The 20552-nt window shown below is 65.4% G+C and carries 14 protein-coding genes; 4 read left to right on the plus strand and 10 right to left on the minus strand.

The features are described from left to right. Positions 1–52 precede the first annotated feature (52 nt). Together ACYCO6_RS03405 and ACYCO6_RS03410 are read right to left on the minus strand one after the other, a co-directional pair. Positions 53–541, minus strand: coding sequence for a Ros/MucR family transcriptional regulator (locus tag ACYCO6_RS03405; RefSeq protein ID WP_459769298.1), 489 nt, complete (start codon positions 539–541; stop codon positions 53–55). A gap of 752 nt (positions 542–1293) precedes the next feature. Then, positions 1294–1848 carry a Ros/MucR family transcriptional regulator gene (locus tag ACYCO6_RS03410; RefSeq protein WP_459769299.1) on the minus strand — a complete coding sequence of 185 codons (555 nt, stop codon included), beginning with the start codon at positions 1846–1848 and terminating at the stop codon, positions 1294–1296. Positions 1849–2289: 441 nt separating this feature from the next. Between ACYCO6_RS03410 and ACYCO6_RS03415 the strand changes: the two genes are divergently transcribed. Continuing rightward, positions 2290–3474 carry an RNA-guided endonuclease InsQ/TnpB family protein gene (locus tag ACYCO6_RS03415; protein ID WP_459769301.1) on the plus strand — a complete coding sequence of 395 codons (1185 nt, stop codon included), beginning with the start codon at positions 2290–2292 and terminating at the stop codon, positions 3472–3474. A gap of 165 nt (positions 3475–3639) precedes the next feature. Here ACYCO6_RS03415 and ACYCO6_RS03420 read toward each other — a convergent pair whose 3' ends face one another. Beyond that, the gene (locus tag ACYCO6_RS03420) at positions 3640–5154 is read right to left on the minus strand and encodes an acetyl-CoA hydrolase/transferase family protein (RefSeq protein WP_459769303.1); all 1515 of its coding nucleotides are present in this window, start codon (positions 5152–5154) and stop codon (positions 3640–3642) included. A gap of 1079 nt (positions 5155–6233) precedes the next feature. Here ACYCO6_RS03420 and ACYCO6_RS03425 point away from each other — a divergent pair. Then, positions 6234–6554 (plus strand): GYD domain-containing protein, encoded by a 321-nt coding sequence (locus ACYCO6_RS03425; RefSeq protein ID WP_459769305.1) that lies wholly within the window; start codon positions 6234–6236, stop codon positions 6552–6554. Between the two features lie 385 nt (positions 6555–6939). On the opposite strand, the gene ACYCO6_RS03430 is transcribed toward ACYCO6_RS03425, so the two are convergent. The 4 genes from ACYCO6_RS03430 to ACYCO6_RS03445 form a co-directional block, all read right to left on the minus strand. After that, a complete protein-coding gene (locus ACYCO6_RS03430; RefSeq protein WP_459769308.1) occupies positions 6940–8943 on the minus strand; it encodes an elongation factor G in 2004 nt (667 codons plus the stop codon). Positions 8944–9333: 390 nt separating this feature from the next. Next, on the minus strand, positions 9334–10365 hold the full coding sequence (locus ACYCO6_RS03435) for an aldo/keto reductase (RefSeq protein WP_459769310.1): 1032 nt from the start codon (positions 10363–10365) through the stop codon (positions 9334–9336). A 255-nt stretch (positions 10366–10620) separates the two neighbouring features. Further along, entirely contained in the window at positions 10621–10815 is a 195-nt protein-coding gene (locus tag ACYCO6_RS03440) for a hypothetical protein (RefSeq protein ID WP_459769311.1), read from the minus strand. Positions 10816–10820: 5 nt separating this feature from the next. After that, positions 10821–12038, minus strand: a complete 1218-nt coding sequence (locus ACYCO6_RS03445; RefSeq protein WP_459769313.1) for an RNA-guided endonuclease InsQ/TnpB family protein — start codon at positions 12036–12038, stop codon at positions 10821–10823. Between the two features lie 150 nt (positions 12039–12188). Between ACYCO6_RS03445 and ACYCO6_RS03450 the strand changes: the two genes are divergently transcribed. Next, positions 12189–13220, plus strand: a complete 1032-nt coding sequence (locus tag ACYCO6_RS03450) for an ABC transporter substrate-binding protein (RefSeq protein ID WP_459769314.1) — start codon at positions 12189–12191, stop codon at positions 13218–13220. 12 nt (positions 13221–13232) lie between these two features. Here the strand turns inward: ACYCO6_RS03450 and ACYCO6_RS03455 are convergent, their stop codons facing one another. From ACYCO6_RS03455 to mtoX, 3 genes are read right to left on the minus strand one after another with little or no spacing between them, the layout of a single operon-like run. Further along, the gene (locus ACYCO6_RS03455) at positions 13233–14963 is read right to left on the minus strand and encodes a cache domain-containing protein (protein WP_459769315.1); all 1731 of its coding nucleotides are present in this window, start codon (positions 14961–14963) and stop codon (positions 13233–13235) included. Between the two features lie 33 nt (positions 14964–14996). Further along, the gene (locus tag ACYCO6_RS03460; RefSeq protein ID WP_459769317.1) at positions 14997–15677 is read right to left on the minus strand and encodes an SCO family protein; all 681 of its coding nucleotides are present in this window, start codon (positions 15675–15677) and stop codon (positions 14997–14999) included. Continuing rightward, a complete protein-coding gene (mtoX, locus tag ACYCO6_RS03465) occupies positions 15677–16999 on the minus strand; it encodes a methanethiol oxidase (RefSeq protein WP_459769319.1) in 1323 nt (440 codons plus the stop codon). The genes ACYCO6_RS03460 and mtoX overlap by 1 nt, the downstream gene beginning before the upstream one ends. 1752 nt (positions 17000–18751) lie before the next feature. Between mtoX and ACYCO6_RS03470 the strand changes: the two genes are divergently transcribed. Beyond that, positions 18752–20494 carry a beta strand repeat-containing protein gene (locus ACYCO6_RS03470; protein ID WP_459769321.1) on the plus strand — a complete coding sequence of 581 codons (1743 nt, stop codon included), beginning with the start codon at positions 18752–18754 and terminating at the stop codon, positions 20492–20494. Positions 20495–20552 lie beyond the last annotated feature (58 nt).

Here is a 20552-nt window from a genome sequence, read left to right on the forward strand (position 1 = left end):
GCATCCCGGCCGACCCGCAACCCGAGATCGGCAGCCGCTGCGCTGAGTGGCGTCAGGCTGCCCTCTTGGGGCCACCGCGCCTCGGCCCTTTACGCATTACCGGGGCAGCCCTGTGAGAAACACGATGCGCCGGCCGTCCGAGGCCCATGGCTTTTGCTAAGGCAGACCTCCGCTCGGCGTAGTCCGGTGCCACCATCGGGTAGTCCTTCGGCAGACCCCACTTCTCGCGGTAGCGCTCAGGCGTCAGTCCGCGCGTCGCCAGATGTCGCTTCAGGGTCTTGTAGCGTTTCCCGTCTTCGAAGCTGATCAGCGCATCACGGCTGACGGAGCGTTTGACCTCCGCTCTGGAAGGCTTCGCGGCAGGTGGGGCCACGGCCGACGAAGTGCAGCCCCGCGCCTCTGCTTGTATAGCGGCATGCACGGCGTTCAGCAATCGAGGGATTTCAGTAGGCTGTACGTGGTTGTTCGTCACATAAGAGCCGACGACATGAACCGTCAACCGCACGGAGCTAGGATGCTTCGCATCAAGATCGTCTTCCATAGACCGCTCCTGGTAAGAGATACCGTGATCTATTTCGATCGGTCTGCGCAATCGGCGGGGATCCCGTTCGCGTTTTGCCGGCAGGTCCAGTTGAGAACTGACGATAGGTTGATGCTTAATACTCAAGCTTAAGTAGTTACGGATGCCCGCTTTATCAGTCTGCAACATACTATGTTTTGACGCGCGTTACAAATTCTAGCATAAGTTATTCAGTCGGACGGAACTAAACTTTCGAATAAAAAATTCCGCTATGCGCATGCGCGTTCGTTTGGACAATGGTGAAGGAGCAGATCACGCCGATATGCGGCTCGGCACATTCCTCGTGTCGGCGCGCGCGAGCAATCGGAATGACACGATGTGTAAACAGTTCGGAGGAGGGCTCATGATGTCCAGGGCTAAGAAGCTTCCACCATGGATTTCACGTCGTGGGTACCGGCCTCGTCTGAAGCAACACATAGCTATGATGCTTTCTCAGGGGCGAAATGCCGAGGATGAGGCGCCGGAATTGCCTTTGCCTGAGGAGCAGTCTGCAGACGAAAATGTTATCCTCTTCCCTCTGAGCCGCATTTTCGGGCGTCCTGCCGCGGCGTTGCTGCTCGGATTCTGCTTAGAGGTTGCCCGCGGACTAGACGGCGGCCTCGGTAGCGCCATCGTGCGGATCACCGGAGCAGCCTAGCCCGGTCGGCAATCCACGAAGGCCGCCAGTTGCGCAACGCGGAGGTCCGGACCTCCGCGTTCTCACGCCGATCAGCTCACTCGGCAGCTGCTGGAATCGCCTTTCTCGGCTTGCGAGCCTTGGCGGGCTTCGCAGCGGGTTCGGCAGCCTTCTTACGGCCTCTGGTCTTCGGAGCCTCGGCGATGGTCTCGACGATCTCTACGGCCTTCGGAGGCGCACTACGCCGCTGATTGCCTAGGCCGAGGCTCTTGGCGAGCGCAGAGCGCTGTGCCGAATAGCTGGCGGCCGTCGAGGGATAGTCCCGCGGCAGGCCATAGTGCGTCCGGTATTCCTCGATCGTCATGCCGTGTCGGTTCAGATGGCGCTTTAGGGTCTTATAAGGCTTGCCGTCGATGAAGCTGATCAATGCATCTGGCGTGATCGACTTCCGGATCTGAGCCGGTGTGAGTTTCGCGACCGCCGGTGCTTCAGAGGCGCCACCCTGGCCGAGGCCGGCCAGGGCGGAGTGAACGCCGGAAATCAAGGCCGGTAACTCAGTGCTCGGAATGCTGTTGTTGGCCACGTAAGCTGCCACGACATTGGCAGCCAGGCCGATGTGATTATTCGGTGGGGTTGCTGTGTTCTCGTCCATATGCCGCTCCTGTATGGGAGTGAACACACGGACGATCTATTTTGTTTCCAGAGTCAAGTGGTCGGCTCAAAATATCGGAGCGCGACGCAAAATTTTGTGCTTCTGAACGACGCGTCTCTTTCACACTGCGCCGTGCTCGCCGCACATCCAGCCCGCTTGACTGCACCTCCTCAGTAGAGGTGCGCCTGGGCAAGCGGGATGCTCGCGGCGAGCGCGAAAGGATCGAGAGGTCATAGCCGAGCGCCGTCGCGAGCTCGTCGCTGCGGCCCTCCTCGGCGACGTCGACGAGGATGCTATGGAGCTTGGCGAGGGGCGACGAGGACGGGAGAGACACGGGGTTCCAGATTACCTGATGTGCGCGAAAGGCCCCAGCGTTTAGGCCGGGGATGTAAGCGCACCAGCGCCGTTGCCGAACAGAACACGAACATCTAAGCTGCACCGATGGCGTTCGCGGCGGGCTACCGGTACCGGTTTGACCCGACGCCGGAGCAGGCGGACCTGCTCCGGCGCACCTTCGGGTGCGTGCGCGCCGTGTACAACCGCGCGCTCTATGAGCGCGAGATAGCGTGGCGCGAGCGTCGCGAACGCATCCCGTTCAAGATCCTGTCCCGTCGGCTGCCGGCCTGGAAGGCCGAGTGGCCGTGGCTAGCCGAAGTCTCTTCCGTGCCGGTGCAGCAGGCCCTTCGGCATCTCGAATCCGGCTACGCCCGGTTCTTCCAGCGGCTCGGACGGAAGCCTCGGTTCAAGTCACGCCGCGACCCGCAATCCGCGACATTCATGAAGACGGCGTTCCGCTGGCGCGACGGTCAGTTGACGCTCGCGCTGATGAAGCAGCCGCTGGCGATCCGCTGGTCGCGCGCTCTGCCGAGCGCGCCGTCGTCGGTGACGATCTCGCTCGACGCGGCCGGACGCTGGCACGTCGCGTTCCGGATCGAGGTCGAGCCGCCGCCCGCGCCTGAGCCGCTGCGGCCGGCGATCGGCGTAGATCTCGGGCTGATGACGCTCGCGGTCTCCTCGGACGGCGCGTCGGTCGCCAACCCGCGCTGGCTGCGCCAGCGCCAACACGCACTCCGCCGGGCGCAGAAGGCGCTCGCACGGAAGAAAAAGGGATCCACGAATCGGGAGAAGGCCCGGCGCGCGGTGGCGCACCTGCACGCGCGCGTCGCCGACGCGCGGCGTGATCACCACCACAAGCTCTCGACGCGGTGGATTCGCGAGAACCAAGCGATCCACGTCGAGACGCTCAGCCTGTGCGGGCTCGCCCGCACGCGGCTCGCGCGCTCGCTCTACGACGCCGGTTGGGGTGCGCTCCTCGCGATGCTCCGGTACAAGGCCGCGTGGTACGGGCGCGACCTCGTCACGATCGACCGCTTCTTCCCGAGCACGCGGGCGTGCTCGTGTTGCGGCACGGTCGGTCGGAAGCGGGCGCTGCACGTACGGACGTGGACCTGTGACGCCTGCGGCGTCACGCACGACCGCGACGCGAACGCGTCGCTGAACATCCTGGCCGCGGGACTCGTGGTCAGGGCCGGGTCCGACCCCCGGCGATGGCCTGTGGAGGGGACGTCAGACGCGCCGAGCTCTGCCCGGCGCGCGGCCCCAGTGAAACAGGAACTTGCGGCGTGAGCCGCAGGAATCCGCGCCCTTCAGGGCGAGGAGGATGTCAACGTGCAGCCCAGGCCTCGATGGGCGACGGAGTAAGCATGACAGGCTCAGGTGAGGACCCAGCATTCTCTCGGACTTATAATCATTCCGGGCGCTTAATCCGACCTGTCAACCTGCGGATAGGGACTAGCGGAGCATCGATCCCGTCTCGACGAAGTGCTGGTGCCAGGAGAGTGCCTCTCCGAGCAGCGTCGGCGCATGCCCGCCGTAGGAGCCCCGCTGCGCACGATCGCGGTAGTCTTGCAGGGCGGCCCGGTAGTCAGGATGTGCGCAGTTCTCGACGATGACCTTTGCGCGCTCGGTCGGTGACAGGCCCCTGAGATCCGCCAAGCCCTGTTCTGTCACGAGCACCTGCACGTCTTGGGCGATATGGTCGACATGAGATGCCTGCGGGACGATGGCCGAGATCCGGCCGCCTTTCGCAGTCGAGGGCGTCATGAAAATCGACAGGAAGGCGTTTCGCGCAAAATCGCCTGAGCCGCCGATGCCGTTCTGGATGCGCGAACCCATGACATGCGTCGAATTCACGTTTCCATAGATATCCGCCTCAATCAGGCCGTTCATCGCGATGCAGCCGAGACGTCGAACCAGCTCAGGATGATTGCTGATCTCCTGGGGGCGAAGGATCATGCGGTCGCGAAACTGCGCCATGTCCGCGTTGAGCCGCGCCGCCGCCTCCGGACTGAGCGAGAAAGCCGTGGCCGAGGCCATTCTGAGTTTGCCGGCCGCAAGGAGGTCGAGCATGCCGTCCTGGATGACCTCGGTGTAGGCTGTCATATCCTCGAACGGCTCATGAAGCAGACCGGACAGAACAGCGTTCGCGACATTGCCGACACCCGACTGGATCGGGAGTAGCGAGGACGGCAAGCGGCCGCGTGCCACTTCGTGGCGGAGGAACTCCATCAGGTGCCCTGCGATCCCGCAGGCCGCCGCGTCCGGAACCGCAAAGGCCAGATTGCGGTCGGGCGCCTCTGTCTCGACGATGGCGACGATCTTGTCGGGATCGCAGCGGAAGGTCGGCTCGCCGATGCGATCGTCGGGGCGGACGAGCGGGATCGGCAGCCGATGGGGTGGAAGCGCGGTGCCGTAGTAGATGTCGTGCATGCCCTCCAGGGCTGTACTCTGCCAGCGGTTCACCTCCAGGATCACCTGACGCGCTCGATCGAGCCAAGTCTTGTTGTTACCGACCGAGGAAGACGGGATGAGCGAACCATCCGGCCGAATGCCCGAGACCTCGACAACGGCCGTGTCGAGGGACCCGAGGAAACCCTGCCAAGCCATCGGGGCGACTTGGCTCAGATGCATGTCGGCATAGGCCATCTCGCCGCGATTGATCTTCTCGCGGGCGACCGGATCGGAGTTGTAGGGCAGGCGAAACTCGATCCCGTCAGCACCGGCGAGCGCGCCGTCGAGCTCCGGTCCTGTCGAGGCGCCTGTCCAGACGCGGACACGGAAGGGGTCGCCGGCTTGGTGTGCCGCCTGAATGCGCTGCGCGAGGGCGAGGGGCACCGCCTTCGGATATCCGGATCCCGTAAACCCGCTCATACCGACGGTGCTTCCAGGCGCAATGAGGCTGGCGGCATGCTCGGCGCTCGTTTGCTTGGCGCGGAGTGCTGCGTGTCCGATCCGGTCGCCTGACATGATCATTCCTCACAATGCTCGGGTGCGAAGCCGTCCGGGCCTCACCGCAGATAGGCGACGAACAGGTCCGCGGCAGCGTTCGCGAGGCGCGCGATCAAGGCCGGCCCGTTTGCCGTAAGAACCACGGGTGCGATCTCGCGCTGAAGCGCTTCTTCGAAGCGCTCCGCGGGCAGTGCGGGGACCCGCGTCTCCGTGTCGGGAAGGAAGCGGAAGAGCGCCCCAATCGACTCGCTGGCCTCCTGGGCGATCTGCGCAGTTGAAACCGGCAGGATGGGATGCCGCGCCCGAGGAGACGGGCGGCGGCGCTGATTTTGCGGACCGTCGCGGGACTACGGTCTTGGACGGAGCTCCGGCCTGAAGGGTAGGGCGCGGCCCCAGTTGGCCTGCGGCGCGGCACGGATTCAGGTTTGGGATCTCCTGAGGCCATGACCGTGCAATTCGCTGGATCGCGTGACATCGGCCTACACCAGAACACGACGTGTTATTCGCGTTTTTGTGCCATGTGTGCTTGCGCTCATGGTATCTACTCTTCTGGTGCGACGGCCTGCCTGTACCATCGAGAACGGGTTTACACTCTCATTCCTGATCCTGACGCACAAGAGACAGCGTGGGTGCATGATATGCATGGGGATCATATCGATTCGATAGATCGTTATAATCATGATTTGTATGCATTGGCTGCGCAATGCCCCGAGCCATTCAGGCGACGCGTAACGCCTCTCACATCGGCGAACTACGTCCGGCAGGACAGAGTATTGATCCCCGCATCGCCTTCGCTGCAAGCTTCCTGGCTCGGCACCTTGCCGCTTCGACCTCGCCCCCCTTGCCGAGGATACCCCCGTGCTCAACGTCCGGGGTGCCCATATCGAGATGCGGGCAGCGCGCCACGGCGGCCTGTTCGGCAGGCTGAACTCTGACGGCGCCGGCTGGTGCTAATCCCTATCCAGACCAGATCGATGGCTACAACGCGCTTGGGATCTACTGAACCCGGACCGGCTCCGAACAATGACTCGTAGTCCGCACGCGCGAAACTTGTTGTAGAATAACGCTCCGGTCACGCTCGAACGCGGAGGTATGCGATGACCACCTACATCATGCTGGCCAACTGGACGGATCAGGGCGCACGCGCGGCGTCCGACTCACCCGCTCGCCTCGATGCGGCCAAGCGGCTGCTCGCGCAGATGGGCGGGAGCTTCAAAGACTTCTTCCTGACGTTGGGAACCTACGACATCATAGCAGTCTATGAAGCCCCGGACGATGCTGTTGCGGCCCGCTTCAGCTTGCAGCTCGGGATGCTTGGCAACATCCGCGCACAGACCCTGAAGGCCTTCCCGGAAGCCGCCTATCGCCAGATCGTCCAGTCCCTGACCTACGAGGAGCCTCCGCGCTGGCGTGTCTGATGCGCGTTGGTGGGGGTGACGTAGGACGTGTCTGCGACTGAGATGCAGCGGCCAGGCCCACGTTCTGGGTTCTCGGCCTGGCCGCCACCTGCCAAGGACGGCACTCTGCTAGAGGTGCACGCAAACCAGACAAGGCTGCCGGCTTGAATGACCGGTGCCGGCCGCAACGCAGAAGCCCGCTCACCATCCGGAGCGGACATGCGAAGAGACGGTGGAACGGGTTGAGAGGGGAGCAGGTGCTCTCATGCTGCGAAATCGGCCACCCGCCAGAACCGTGAGCCGCGGCGCGCCGAAGCCGACGCTCGACCGTCGATTAAGGGCCGCGGACGCTTTTGAATGCCGATGGATGGCTCATCAGCGACCCTGGTATTCGGCCCTTAAATCTTCAGTGTCCAGCCAAGACGGCCTCCGCGGAAGGGCCGGTCAGCTCGGCCATATGGCCGAAGCGCGCGCAGAAGCTGCCGACACCCGCGGTCAGCGAGCGTAGCTCCACGATGAGGTCCGACGTCTCCGCCTCCGGGATCAAGGCATCCACCACGTCCCAGCCGGGCCAGTCCGGTCGGGCATCGTAGCCCACGATCTGTCCGCGCCGTCCCGTGACGAGGCCTGTCACCTTCGCGGTCGCGGTTGAGGGGGTCAGGATGTTTACGATCAGCACTGGTTCGAGCAGCACCGGCTCCGCCGCGGGAAGGGCCTCGTCGAGGGCAAGTCGTGTCGCGCCTTGAAAGGCGGCATCGGAAGAATCGACCGCGTGCGCGGTCCCATCCATCAAGGACACCGCGATATCCTCGACCGGGAAGCCCAGGGGCCCGCGGCGGATGTAGGCGCGGGCGCCCGCTTCGACAGAAGGGATGAATTTGCGCGGCACCGCACCGCCGACGACCGCATCCTCGAACACGAAGCCTTGTCCGCGCGGAATGGGCCTGACCGACAGCCGCACGTCCGCGAACTGGCCATGGCCGCCGGTCTGCTTCTTGAGCCGCCCGTGCCCTTCTGCCGTCTTCCGGATCGTCTCACGGTAGGCCACCTTCGGACGGGCGCGTTCCACGCTCACGCCGAAGCGTTTGGCAAGCCGCTCCGTCGCGACTCTGAGGTGCATCTCGCCCTGACCAAGGAGACAGACCTCATCGGGATCCGAACGGCGCTGCACGCTCAGCGAAGGATCTTCCTCGACGAGTTTGGTCAAAGCGGCGGTCAGACGCACGTCGTCCTTGCGGTCCCGGACCCATATCGTCGTAGCAAAGACCGGCGGCGGCGAAGGCGGCGCGGCGGCGGCGAGCGCCGCATCCGACGCGAAGCGGGAGCCGGTGCCGATACCCTCCAACCGAGCGAAGGCGGCGGTTGTACCCTCCGTCGCGACAGGGACGCGCTCAGCTTGGGCATTCGCTCCTGTGAGGATTCCCCCGATCCGTGCCGTCACACCATCCGCGCCCGCGACGGTATCCCCCTCATGGAAGGTGCCGCTCAAGACGCGGGCAATCGAGACTTTGCCGCCGAAGTCGGAATGCTGTGTGAGAAGAACCTGGGCGACGGCGGGACCATCATCCGGCAGACCGAGCCGTGCCCGCGTTTCGGCCAGGCGAGGCGATTCGTGACGGAGGGCTTTGAGCAAGCGGGTGAGGCCGTTGCCTCGCAGGGCTGAGCCGATCAGCACCGAGACTGCTTGGCCCGATCGAAGCTCGCGCGCGAGGTCGGCCATGACGCGGTCGCGTGCGGGCTCAGCGTCAGTGATAAGCTGCTCCATGAGGACGTCGTCATGGTCGGCAAGGCGCTCCAGAAGCGTGAAGCGGCCCTCCTTTTCTCGCGGCAACTCACCATCGGGCAGCGCGATGATCGTGCTCGGAGCATGGTTGCGGTAGACGAAGGCTCGCTCAAGAGCGAGATCGATGAAACCGGTTGCCTCCCCGCCTTCCCAGATCGGAATTTGCCGCATGAGCAGCGGCAGTCGGGAGACAGTCTGAAGCGCCGCGAGGGTATCGCGCAGGCCCTGCGATGCCGTGTCGATCTTGTTGACGAACAGCAGGCGCGGCACGCCTTGCTCTTCAAGTTCCCGCAGCACCACTTGTAGAGCGGGCAATCTACGTTCGTCAGCCTCGCAGACGACCACGGCCACGTCGCAGGCTGCGAGGGCGGCGCGGCTTGCGTGTGCAAATTCCAGAGACCCTGGACAGTCGATGAGGGTGAACGTGTCGTCACGGTAGTGCAGGGTTGCGAGGTTCAGCTCCATGCTCATCGCATGAGTGCGGGATGCAGCCGTCTGCGCCGAGCGGCTTCCGTTGTCGGAGTGTGCCTCTTCCGGCTGGCACCGCCGCTGCAGCGCCTCAAGCAGAAGAGTTTTGCCGCTCTGGGCCGGGCCCACGAGGGCAATGCAGCGCGGTTGCTCGACCATCAGGCGCCCCTCCCTATTCGCCGAATACGACACCGACTTTGCACCAGATTTGAATTGGGGCTTGTCGGTGCTTGGCTCAGGAGAGCTTGGTAGGGGAGGGTGGCAGCGGTCAAGCGTAGCGGAACCGCATCTTTTCAGGGTGAGACCGGCTCAGGTGCGGATGGCGCAGGGATTACTCAGGCGAAGCTTGCGGCGAACGCGAGCCTGGGCCGAGCCGCTCTCGGACACCTGAAGCGGCACGGGGGAGCCTGCTGAGTGCGCGGCCGCTCACCGCGGCCAACACGGAACGCCCCCATTCGCGCCCCCGGCGGGCTCGCCGGCCCCAGTTGCTTTGGGCGCGCGAGCCGTCAGAGCGATGCGCCTCGCGCGCCGGTGCCATCAAGGCTGACCCTACCAGGCCGTCGGCTTCGGGTTGCGCTCGTCGAAGCCCTTCTGGTGCCAGTAGGGATAGATCGGCGTTTCCTGGCTTGCCGCGTCGAGACGGGCAACCTGCTCGGCCGTCAGGCTCCAGCCGAGCGCGCCGAGGTTCTGATTCAGCTGCTCCTCCGTGCGCGCGCCGACCACGATGTTGCACACGGTCGGCCGGCTCAGCAGCCAGTTGAGCGCCACCTGCGCCACCGTCTTGCCGGTCTCGGCCGCCACGGCGTCGAGCACATCCACCACGCCGAACAGGTACGCCTCCGAGACCGGCGGACCGCCTTCGGCACCCCCCGCAGCGATGCGGCCACTCTGGTTGGGCTGCCCCCGGCGGATCTTGCCCGTGAGGCGGCCCCAGCCGAGTGGGCTCCACACCATCAGGCCGACCCCCTGATCGATGCCGAGGGGCATCAACTCCCACTCATAGTGCCGGCCGATCAGCGAGTAGTAGCCCTGATAGGCCACGTAGCGGGCGAGGCCGTAGCGCTCCGAGGTGGCGAGCGCCTTCATCAACTGCCAGCCCGAGAAGTTGGAGGCGCCGATATACCCGATCTTGCCTGAGCGCGTGAGGTCGTCGAGCGCCCGCAGCGTCTCGTCCACCGGCGTGAGCGCGTCGAAGCCGTGCATGAAATAGATGTCGATATGGTCGGTCCCGAGCCGCTTCAGGCTGGCCTCGCAGGCCCGGATCAGGTGGTAGCGCGACGAGCCCACCTGGTTCAGGTCGTCATTGAATCGGAAGGTGGCCTTGGTGGAGATCAGAGCCCGCTCGCGTTTTCCCTTGAGAGCTTGGCCCAGGATCTCCTCCGAGGCGCCAGCCGAGTAGATGTCGGCCGTGTCGAAGAAATTGACGCCGGAATCGAGACAGAGATCGATCATGCGGGTCGCTTCGGCGACATCCGTCTGTCCCCAGCGCTGGAAGAACTCGTTCGTCCCGCCGAAGGTGCCGGTGCCGAAGCTGAGCACCGGCACGGTGAGGCCGGAGCGTCCGAACTGCCTGTATTCCATGAGGTCCTCTGAGCCATCGCGCGCGCCGCGAAGGGCGCAACTCACAGTCTAACACGGCCGCCCAGTTCAGCTTTCCCCGCGATGGCAGGACTGCCGTGCACGGGCGACGGGCGAAGCACCGTCTCGGCTCGGATGCCTGTTTGTCACGTCGTTGGGTTCAACACCGACCTGCCTTGTCGCGCACGGCTGCGGCTCGCAATCGGCGTGCACAATCGCGTGCCGGTCCACACGCGTGACTCGGGCCGGTCCCGGCCATCAGGGCGCGCGCTCTTCGGGCGATGCAAGGAATGCCCGCACGGTGTCGCGGAGAAAGGCGGCATCGGCCGAATTCATCGAAGGATTGCCGGCGCGGTGGCCCCAGATGCTCGGTATCGGCCGCAGGATGGCATCGCGCAGGTGGGGCAGTTCGGCCGCATTGTCGGCGACGCGGAAATGAACGACCCCAAGCAAGCCGCTTACGCGTCTCTCGATGAGGTTTCTGGGCTCGCACCCACGGCCAGTTCCTGACCGATATTCCACAGCACCCACGCGCTGGCCTGATCACGGGTGATGACCCGCCCATCCGGCAAGGTGTGAGTGCGCTCGCTCAAGCTTTTCTTCTGGACTGCGCCCGACACGGGACACGTCTGGCTAGGCTTGCGCTTGCGCGGATCCACGAGAATCAACTGCACGCCAGCCTCTTCCGCTTTGCTGTGCAGCGCTGAGAGAAAACCACCCGGTGCGGTATCAAGGATTGCCCGGTTCAGACCGGCCTTCTGACGGACCTGCCTGCCCGGCTCCTCCGCCGTGCCGCGGGCGGAGCGGGTCATGGTGCGGATCGCGAGGTCCTCCGTGACGATAATCGCGTGCTTGTGCACGAGCTGCGCCGTGACCTGATGCGTCCGGTCCCTGCGCCGGTTGGCGAGGCGGCGCGAGCGCTTGGCCAGCAGCCGCTTGGCCTTGAGCGCCCGCTGCGAGCGCCTGCCGCGCAGCGCCCGCGCCAACGAGCGTTGCACCGCGCGCAGCCCGTCCCGCTCCGCCTGCTCGAACCGCGCGTTCGCGACTTCGCCGAACTGCATCGGCCCGGTGCAGGTCGTGGCGTAGGTCTCCACGCCCCAGTCGATCCCGACCACGCCGATCCCCGCCTCGCGGTGCGGCTCGCACGCGACCACGAGCGAGAGCCACCACCCGTCCGCCTTGCGCTGCACGTCGCAGCCGATGACTTCGCCGGGCGTGCGAGCGAGGCCGCGCGCGTCCATCGCGCCGATGCCCGACACGCGCAGCACGCCGTGCCGCCACCCAGCGCCGGGCGTGAACCGGAAGCCATCGCCGTGGTGCTTGAACCCGAAACCGGGGAAGCGGTCGCGGCCCTTGAAGCGGGGGAAGCCCGGTATCTGCCCGGCCTTCACGCGCCGGAAGAAGTTCTGGAACGTCCGGTCGAGGCGCCTGAGCGTGACCTGCAACGACTGGGCGTTGAGCCCGCGATAGGCCGGGTCGTCGAGCCGGATCGCGGTGACGGACTTGCACTGGTCGGCAAACGAGATTGAGCGCTTGGCCTTGCGCCACGCCGCGATCCGCTCCTCCAGCGCGGCATTGTACAGCGCCCGGTGCAGATCGCAGGCGCGCTCCAGCGCCGCCGCCTGGGCGGCGTCGGGATAGAGCTTGTATGTCACGCGGCGGTGGACGGGGGCCATCGCGCAGAACTTATCGTGAACGGATGTCGGGTCAATCAGCGCCCACGCGCATTGCACCTTCACCCCCAGCCAAAAGCTGGCGCGGTCTGGCTGGAGCACTGGCGCAAGTTTAGGTAGATGTCCGTTCCTATGTCGACTGGATGCCCTGCGATGACGACGCGATGGCAGTTCGACAGGGTAGGCCTCCTCGCCCCGCGGGCAAGACGCCGGGATGTGCTCGCCTGGCTCGCAGGAGCGGTCACCGTCCCGCGCGTGGCCAGCGCGCAGCCAAAGCCGGCCTTGCCTGTCATCGGTTATCTCGGCCTCGAATCGCCCGAGCCCTATGCCAGCCGACTCGCCGCCTTCCGCGAAGGCCTGGCCGAGGCGGGCTTCGTCGAGGGGCGCGACGTCGCGATCGCGTTCCGCTGGGCCGAGGGGCGCTACGAGCGGCTGCCCGAACTCGCGCGGGACTTGGTCGAGCGCCGGATCGCGGTCCTGGCCGCGCCCGGCGGTGCGCCCGTCGCGCTCGCCGCGAAGGCCGCCACCGCGACGATCCCGATCATCTTCGAGATGGGTGGGGATCCTGTCGCGCTCGGGATCGTGCAGGACCTGGCGCGCCCGCGCGGCAAGGTCACGGGCGTGTCGAGCCTGAGCGTGGAGGTGTCGCGCAAGCGGCTTGAATTTCTTCACGAGGCCGTGCCGGGCGCCACCAGCTTCGCGGTGGCGTTCAATCCGACGAGTCCGACTGCGCCCTCGCAGGTGCGATCCCTGCACGAGGCCGCCGAGACTCTGGGCGTGCAACTCCGGGCGTCGCCAGTCGGCAGCGAGGCGGATTTCGAGCCGATCTTCGAAGGCGCGGCCGCGCGGCGGCCCGGTGGGCTCGTCTTCACCTCCGACCCCTACTTCGCCCTGCGCAGCCGGCTCCTGGCCACCCTTGCGCTCCGCCACACCCTGCCGGCGATCACGCAGACGCGGGACTTTCCCCTTGCGGGCGGCCTGATGAGCTATGGCGGCGATTTCACGCAGACGCACCGACTGGCCGGCCTCTATGTCGGCCGGGTCCTCAAGGGCGAGCGGCCCTCCGACCTGCCGGTGCAACTCGTCACGAAGGTCGAGCTGTTCGTGAACCTCAAGGCCGCCAACGCTCTCGGCGTGACCGTCCCGCCCGCCCTCCTCAGCGCCGCCGACACGGTCCTTGAGTGAACCGGGCCGGTCTCACGGCGTGCGCGCGACACCGAAGATCGGCACGTGTCCCGCAAGCCCCTTCAGCGGCTGCGCGCCGAGAGCCGTGACGGCGCACCGCCCGCGCACGGCCTCGGCCAGTGCTGCGTCGATCAGGATCTGCGCGTCAGTCGCAGCGGCACAGAGGCGGGCGGCGAGGTTCACCACCGGCCCGATCGCCGTGTAGTCGGAGCGACCCTCGCAGCCGATCCGTCCGACGGTCGCGGGTCCCATCGCGGCGCCGACGCCGAACCCGATGCCGTAGCCCTTGGCGTCCCAGGCCTGGGCGAGCGGTCGGACCGCCTCCTGCATCGCGATGGCGAGCCGCACGGCGGTCAGGCCGGGATCCGGGGTGGGCACGGGGGCGTTCACCAGGGCCATCAGCCCGTCGCCCGTGAAGGTCACCAGGGTGGCGCCGTGCGCCGTGATCACGCTGCCCAAGACGGCGAAGTACTCGCTCAGAACTTCGATCACCACCTCGGGCGGCGAGCCGGCCGAGAAGGCGGTGAAGCCGCGCAGGTCGCCGAAGATCACCGCGACATCGACGCGCCGCCCGTCGAGCACGCCGTCGTCGCCGCAGCGATCGACAAGTTCAGCGACCTGCGGGGCGAGGAAGCGCCGCAGCCGTGCGATGCGCTCCTGCCGCTCCTGCGACAGCGCGAGCTCGCCCGCCATCGCGTTGAACCGTTCGGCGAGCCGGCCGAGTTCGTCCGCCGAGGCGATGGCGATACGGTGCGCGAAATCCCCTGCTCCGATCCGCTGCGTGCCGTGTTCGAGCAACCGGATCGGGCCGGTCATGCGCCGCGCCAGTCCGTAGGCGAGGAAGGCGGCGAAGAGGATGCCGAGCAGGATCAGCGCGCCGGTGCGCAGGAGCGCCCGCACGATCGGCTCGAACGCTTCCGCGGCCGGCTGCATCACCACCACCGTCCAGTCGACGCCGGGAACGGCGGCCGTCGCCGCGACCACGCTGCGGCCGGCGGCGTCCACGCCCGTTGCGGTGCCCCCGGCGGCGCGCACGACCTCGCCCAAGGTCGTGAGGGGACGCGCCGCCGGGTCGTCGGCCCCACGCAGCACGAGGCTGATGTCGGGATGCGCGATAAGCCGGCCTGGGCCGTCGAGCACGAAGGCCTGCCCCGTCTCGCCCACGCGGATCGCCGAGATCACGTCCCGGATCAGCTTGAGATTGATCTCCGCGACCGCCACGCCGACGGAGGCGCGGTTGCCCGCCACCGCCATCGTCATGAAGGGTTCGGAGCCCCGGTGGTAGGTCACAGGCCCGTACCAGGCCCGGGCGGCCCGGGCGCCCGCCACCGCAGGATCGTTCGAACGGTCCGCGCCGCTCCCGGCGCGGTTGAGGCTGACGCGCGAGACCTGCAGCCGCTCGCGGCCGTCCCCGTCGACGAGGGTGAGCTGCGCGATCGCCGGCACCTGCCGCAGCAGGCGCAGGGCGTCGAGCCGCTGGCGATCCTCCGCGGCCGGCGTCCAGGGCAGCTGCACCATCCAGCCGAGCTGCTCGCGTATGGTGTCGATGAAGCCCTGGATGCGGAAGGCGGCGTCGCGCGCCTCCAGGCCGAGCAGGGCGTGCAACTGGTCGCGCCGATCGCGGTAGCCGAACCAGGCCTCCAGGCCGGCATTCGCGAACAGGGGCAGCGCCACCGCCGCGAAGAGGACGACGCAGTACTTCGCGAAGAGCGAGCGGCGAGGATCGGCCGCGAGCTTGACCATGACCTGCGCGCCTCTCGCCCTGGGCGCCCCCGCTCAGCGGCCCTGCACGCGCCCGGAGCCGGATTCTTCGAGGAGCAGCGTGCGGATATCGGTGAGAACCAGAGCGGGCTCGAAGAAGTCGAGGCTGTAGATGTTGCGCACGCGGCCCCGAGGATCGATCAGGTAGGCGCGGAAGACATGGTTCAGCGCCCCGCCCGGACCGGTATCGACGCGCTGCCCATAGGCCGCGAGGATCGGCGCGAGCTCGGCCCGGCCGGGAGCCGTGAGGAAGGCCCAGGCGGGCGCAGCCGGATCGGCGGAGCGCCACGCGGCGGCGAAGCTGCGCATCACCTCCGGCGTGTCGTGCTCGGGATCGAAGCTCAAGCTGACCAGACGCGTCCGGCGCGCCACGGCCGGATCCTTCGCGGCGAGATCCTGCAGCCGGGCCATGTCGGCGCTGGCGAGCGGGCAGATATCGTTGCAACGCGTGTAGATCAGCGCCAGCACGGTGATGCCGCTCGCATCGCCCAGGAGGTCCCGGCGATGGCCGGTCTCGTCAAGGACGGTGCCGTCCACCGCGGGCTTGATCGGAGGCAGGCGGTAGCTCCCCGGCGGTGGGATGGGAAAGATGGCGGGCGCCTCGGGCCGCGCCGGCGGGTGGCCGTCATGAGCGAGGGAAGCGGCGCTGAAGGCCAGCGCCGCGAGGCCGAGGAGCACCGCGGATCGCATCGGCATCACTGGGCGTAGAGTGAGGCCGCGCCGAACGCCATCATGTGCGGGCGCCCGAGCCGCTCGGCCGTGAAGTCGATGGCGAAGCGCGGCGCCAGCTCCTTGCCGTTCCAGGTAAAGGCCTTGAGGAACTGCTCGTTCTCCGCTCCGGCCTTGTCCCAGTTCGCCAGGAGTGAGCTGGTGTAGTAGATTCGTTTGCCGTCCCAGCTTTGCGAGACCATGTTGAGCTGTGCGCCGATCTTCTTCTCGTAGATCTGCCGCGGCGCGTCGGCGTCGGAGACGTCGAAGACGCGGGTGGTGCCGTCCATAAAGGTGTCGACGAACAGCGTGCGGTCGTCGGCCGAGAGGCTGATGTCGACGGGCACTGGCAGGGTGGACGGGTCGCCGATATCGGCCACGGGCTTGGCGCTCCAGGCGCCACGATCGTCTTCGCGCACGAGCCAGAGCTTCGCGGTGAGCGCGGTCGAGGTGAAGGCGTAATTGTGCTGCGGCCCCCAGGCCCAGCGGATCTCAAGCGGCGCGCCGGGCACGCTCAGCACGGTGCGGGGCTGGCGGGCGTGGAAGTCCCACAGCACCATCGTCTGCCCGAACCGCTTCATCGCCTCGCTGTCCTTCATAAGGTCACCGAGGGGGCGCATGTAGTTCTCGAACCCTGTGAAAGACGAGGTCAGCATCGCGTTGCGGCGCGGCAGCACGCGGGCGTCGTAGCCGTAGCCGTCCGCTCTGCCCTCGATCCGCGCGCCGTTCGGTTCAGCATCGGTGGGCAGCCAATGCGTCGTGACGTAGTCGCCCTCGTTCGAGTACTCGACGAGCGCCGCCCGGCCAGTGCCCTGGCTGTTCGATAGGCTCGGGATGAGCATGCGGCCGGGCAGCGCGTAGGCGCCGTGCGGGCCGGCCGCGCCGCCGCTTTGCTCGACGAAGTTGTCGATCACCTTGACGAGCCGGGGCCTCGCCGGCTCGGTCGCCACGTCGAAGATGAAAATCTTGCTGTCCGACAGGCCGGCGGCCCAGAACTGGCGCCGGTCGTCGGTGAAACCACCGTGATGCGCCTCGTGCCGCCCTCCGACCGACGCGGCATGGATCGGCTTGCCGAAGGTGGGAGAGGTCTCGCGCGCGTCGACTGTGACGAGCTTGTCCGAACCGTCGCCGAGCCCATCAACCCCAAGTGTCCAGACGTAGACGAAATCCTCGATGCCGGTGATCTTCGCCATGTAGGGCGATTGGCAGGTCTCGTCGGCGCGCGCCGGCTCCGTCACGATCAAGAGCGTTGAGGCGGCGCAAAAAGTGAGCGCCCATCGACCAAACGGCGTTGCGCGGATCCTTGCCATAGGCATCTCCCTATGCCCGTAATACTTGTTACAGCCCATGATCTTCCGGCCGGACCATCACCGTTCACAGTCACCCGGCACCTGCCGCGGCATTGGTGCGACCTGAGCATGGTCATGCTTCGCCCAATCGGACAGACTGTCAATTGCCAGCGTCGGTCCGGTCGGCCGAAAATATGGATGCTCCTGAGAGGTTGAGCACAGCTCGGCCTTCTTTGCTATCCGAGAGGCTTGATCTGCCCCGTATCGGTTAGGCGGATTCAAGCTCTGCTTTACGGCCAAGCCATTCGCAGAGGACTGCGCATGGAAACGTGCGCCTAAGAACTCGCCAAGAAGAGGCCGCTGATAGAAGCGCACCGCTTCCGTGATCTGCACACGCGGTATTTAGTCATCGACCTTGCCGAGGCGCTGGCCCAAGATATTCGGGCGGGTCCCCGAGCATGCCAGAGTTCCAGCTTGATCCGAGCCAAGTGAAAGATGTGATTTTATACCTTACTAGCTTGGACCGGTGAACTCCAGTCGTGCCGGCGCTGCCGTGAAGAACTTGGCCCATAGCGAATCCCTCGCAGCATGGTGGTCAACCGCACCACCACACCGCGGGATCAAACACCCTAGGCTAGGGGAGTAAACCTCAATTCTGCGGCCGGCGGCGCCAGCGGAGCCGGGGAAATGCTGCCCGGAGGCAGCAGTTTGCCCGAGCCGCGCCGGTCGTCCAGAATCGCGCAGTCGGCATCAGCCGGGCACGGGACGCACAACGGCAGGGATAAGCGATGACGTGCCCCGCTGCTCATCGCTCTTGCCCGGGAGAATGCCGAGCTGCGCGAGATCGGGTTCGGCTCTGATCGGCTGTGACATCGGCTGTGACTTGGAGACGCGAAGGGCAACACCCTCGGCCGTGTGCACAACCGGGGTCCGGGCCGGGCGGCCTCACACGCGCCAGGAGTCCGATTTACCAGCGCGATTAACGAATATGAGGATCAAGACGAGGGGCTGGTCAACCGCCGGCCATAGCCTGAGGGAGCCCCCTCCACATCCACAGTACCTCGTCGGAACCTGCCGCAGAGCTTCCGGCGGTGCAGCCAAGCTTGAGTACCGAACGCAATTCGCGCCGAGACGATGTACTGAATGCGTCTGACGCTCGTCCGGCTACACATTGCATGTTCACGATCGGGCAGCTCGATCGGCCGACGCGCAAAGCAGTGAAGTCGATCAGTGTTGGTATATCGAGTATAATAATTAGTTTGCTTGCAGTCGCAGCGCGTAGCTGGGCAATAGAAATCGCGATGGTAAATGCGTGAAGCTGAAATTAGTTCCAGATATGTGCCGACGCAACATTTACGAAGCCTTCACGGAATGGTCCTGTGCCGCTGGCCAGCGCGAGCTAGAGTGGTTATCAAACCGCTAAGATTCGCCCGCGGCTTTCTGTCGGATTGCGCGGACCAACGAGCGCCATATCGGTCGGCAGTGTGCGATGGGACAAATTGCAAGACCCACGCTGTACTTTCTGTATTTCAGATCGGACTGTCTGCTTTGCGTCATACCTCAATTGGCGTATTTTCCACCTATATTGTTACGGATTGGCTATAATTGTGCGTAAAACCACTTAAGCAGCGATTTCGTGCTAGACGAGAGGAAACCGTCACGGTTACTCAATGGCTAAGGTCTGCTTGGGGATGATGTTTCACAGCGAGACCTGACGCGCCGCACGAGACGGTGCGTCTTGTCAATTCTCGCCACCGAAGGGAACTGCGCCCGATGAGCCCGGTGAAGAAGCACCTGCTTGGACTGTCGATGGGCGTGGCCGCCTGTGCCTTCGCGGCCAGCGCCTACGCCGACAACAACAGCGCCAACACCAGCCAGGCCGGCGGGTCCGGCAACAGCATCACGATCAACCAGAACGACGATGGCGCCGGCACCGCCGTGGCCACGGCCGGCTCCGGCGGCAACGCGGTCGGCACGAGCGGCACCCCTTTCGCCCAGACTGGCTCGAACAACGCGCTGATCGCCAACCAGACCGGCTCCGGTAACCAGCTCAACGGCGGCCAGAGCGGCACAGGCAATACCGCCGACGTTCTCCAGGCCGGTCAGATCGACCAGGTCACCGTCCAGCAGATCGGCAACAGCAACTCCGCCTCCGGGTATCAAGTCATCGAATACGGTAACGTCAGCAACAGCTCGCTCACCATCAGCCAGCGCGGCGACAGCAACTCCGCTGACGGTTACCAGAGCGGCGTGACCGGCAGCTCGCTCTCCATCAGTCAGAATGGTAACAGCAACTCCGCCCGTGGCGGGCAGAACGCCTTTTACGGCAGCAACGTCAGCAACAGTTCGAGCAGCATCAGCCAGACTGGTGACAATAACTACGGAGGCACGTACCAGAGCAGCGCCGATGCCAGCTCGATCGCCTCCAATCAAATCGGAAATTATAACTTTGCTAATGCGGGTCAATATTCTAATATCAATCGTAGCTCAATCAGCATCAGTCAAGCTGGAAACTACAACCATGCCGATGGGCAGCAGTTTGCCGGCGCCGACAGCAGCTCGATAAACATCTCTCAGTCGGGCAACTATAGTATTGCCAGTGGAATGCAAGGGCTTTCCACAAGTGTGAGCTCGATCAACCTAACACAGAACGCCGACAACTCCGGCGCTTACAATTACCTGTATGCTGACCAGTACAGCCAGACGGGCAGCTTTATCAACGCCACTCAGGACTCGGCCGGCAACCAAGCGGTTTTCCGTCAGGATGGAGATTATTATAGTTACTTCGCCAACTCAGGCAACGGCATCGACGGCACCCAGAGCGGCACCGGCAATTTTGCCTTTGGTTACCAGAGCAACGGCAACAACAACTACCTGAACGTCAGCCAGTCCGGGACCAACGGCGCACTCGCCGTGTACCAGCACGACGGTGATGGCAACCAGGCCTACCTGACCCAAGCCTCCGCTAGCTCGGGTGAGAAGGCGCTTCTGGAGCAGACCGGCACGGGTAACCTCGCCTCCTCCTACCAGAACGGCAACGGTAACCAGTTGACCGGACCGGGCTCGGTGAATGGATACTACTACTACTCGCATTATAGATCCACAGCTTTGCAGAGTGGCACGGGCAACCAGCTGTTCAACACTCAGACGGGCTCGAACAACACCGCGTCCGTGTCGCAGGTGGGCAGCTACAACTACCTGAACAACGGCCAGACCGGCACCAACGGCAAGATGACCGCGACCCAGTCGGGTGACTACAACAGGCTGACCAGCACCCAGAGCGGTGATCTGGCCATGCTGATGGTCAACCAGTCCGGGACCGGCAACGCGATCACCTCGAGCCAGGACGGCAGCAACACCGCGACCCTGACGCAGACGGGCTCCTACAACACCATCGTCGGCTACCAGGGCGGCGGCACCGGCAACACCGCTACCGTGACCCAGACCGGCACTCAGAACGCCGTCGCCTATAACCAGAGCGGCTCGAACAGCACTCTAACCGTGCGCCAGCGCTGAGCCTCAGCGGACGAGCGCTGAATGACGAACGAAGGCCGCGCCGATCAGTGCGGCCCTC

This window comes from Methylobacterium sp. CM6257 (assembly GCF_054611515.1).

Bases quoted from the DNA above. Each gene is read 5' to 3' on its own strand.
- ACYCO6_RS03455 (WP_459769315.1), bottom strand. From the start codon at position 14,963: ATGGTCAAGCTCGCGGCCGATCCTCGCCGCTCGCTCTTCGCGAAGTAC.
- ACYCO6_RS03450 (WP_459769314.1), top strand. From the start codon at position 12,189: ATGACGACGCGATGGCAGTTCGACAGGGTAGGCCTCCTCGCCCCGCGG.
- ACYCO6_RS03425 (WP_459769305.1), top strand. From the start codon at position 6,234: ATGACCACCTACATCATGCTGGCCAACTGGACGGATCAGGGCGCACGC.
- ACYCO6_RS03430 (WP_459769308.1), bottom strand. From the start codon at position 8,943: ATGGTCGAGCAACCGCGCTGCATTGCCCTCGTGGGCCCGGCCCAGAGC.
- ACYCO6_RS03435 (WP_459769310.1), bottom strand. From the start codon at position 10,365: ATGGAATACAGGCAGTTCGGACGCTCCGGCCTCACCGTGCCGGTGCTC.
- ACYCO6_RS03410 (WP_459769299.1), bottom strand. From the start codon at position 1,848: ATGGACGAGAACACAGCAACCCCACCGAATAATCACATCGGCCTGGCT.
- mtoX (WP_459769319.1), bottom strand. From the start codon at position 16,999: ATGGCAAGGATCCGCGCAACGCCGTTTGGTCGATGGGCGCTCACTTTT.
- ACYCO6_RS03460 (WP_459769317.1), bottom strand. From the start codon at position 15,677: ATGCCGATGCGATCCGCGGTGCTCCTCGGCCTCGCGGCGCTGGCCTTC.
- ACYCO6_RS03445 (WP_459769313.1), bottom strand. From the start codon at position 12,038: ATGGCCCCCGTCCACCGCCGCGTGACATACAAGCTCTATCCCGACGCC.
- ACYCO6_RS03415 (WP_459769301.1), top strand. From the start codon at position 2,290: ATGGCGTTCGCGGCGGGCTACCGGTACCGGTTTGACCCGACGCCGGAG.
- ACYCO6_RS03420 (WP_459769303.1), bottom strand. From the start codon at position 5,154: ATGTCAGGCGACCGGATCGGACACGCAGCACTCCGCGCCAAGCAAACG.
- ACYCO6_RS03405 (WP_459769298.1), bottom strand. From the start codon at position 541: ATGGAAGACGATCTTGATGCGAAGCATCCTAGCTCCGTGCGGTTGACG.
- ACYCO6_RS03470 (WP_459769321.1), top strand. From the start codon at position 18,752: ATGAGCCCGGTGAAGAAGCACCTGCTTGGACTGTCGATGGGCGTGGCC.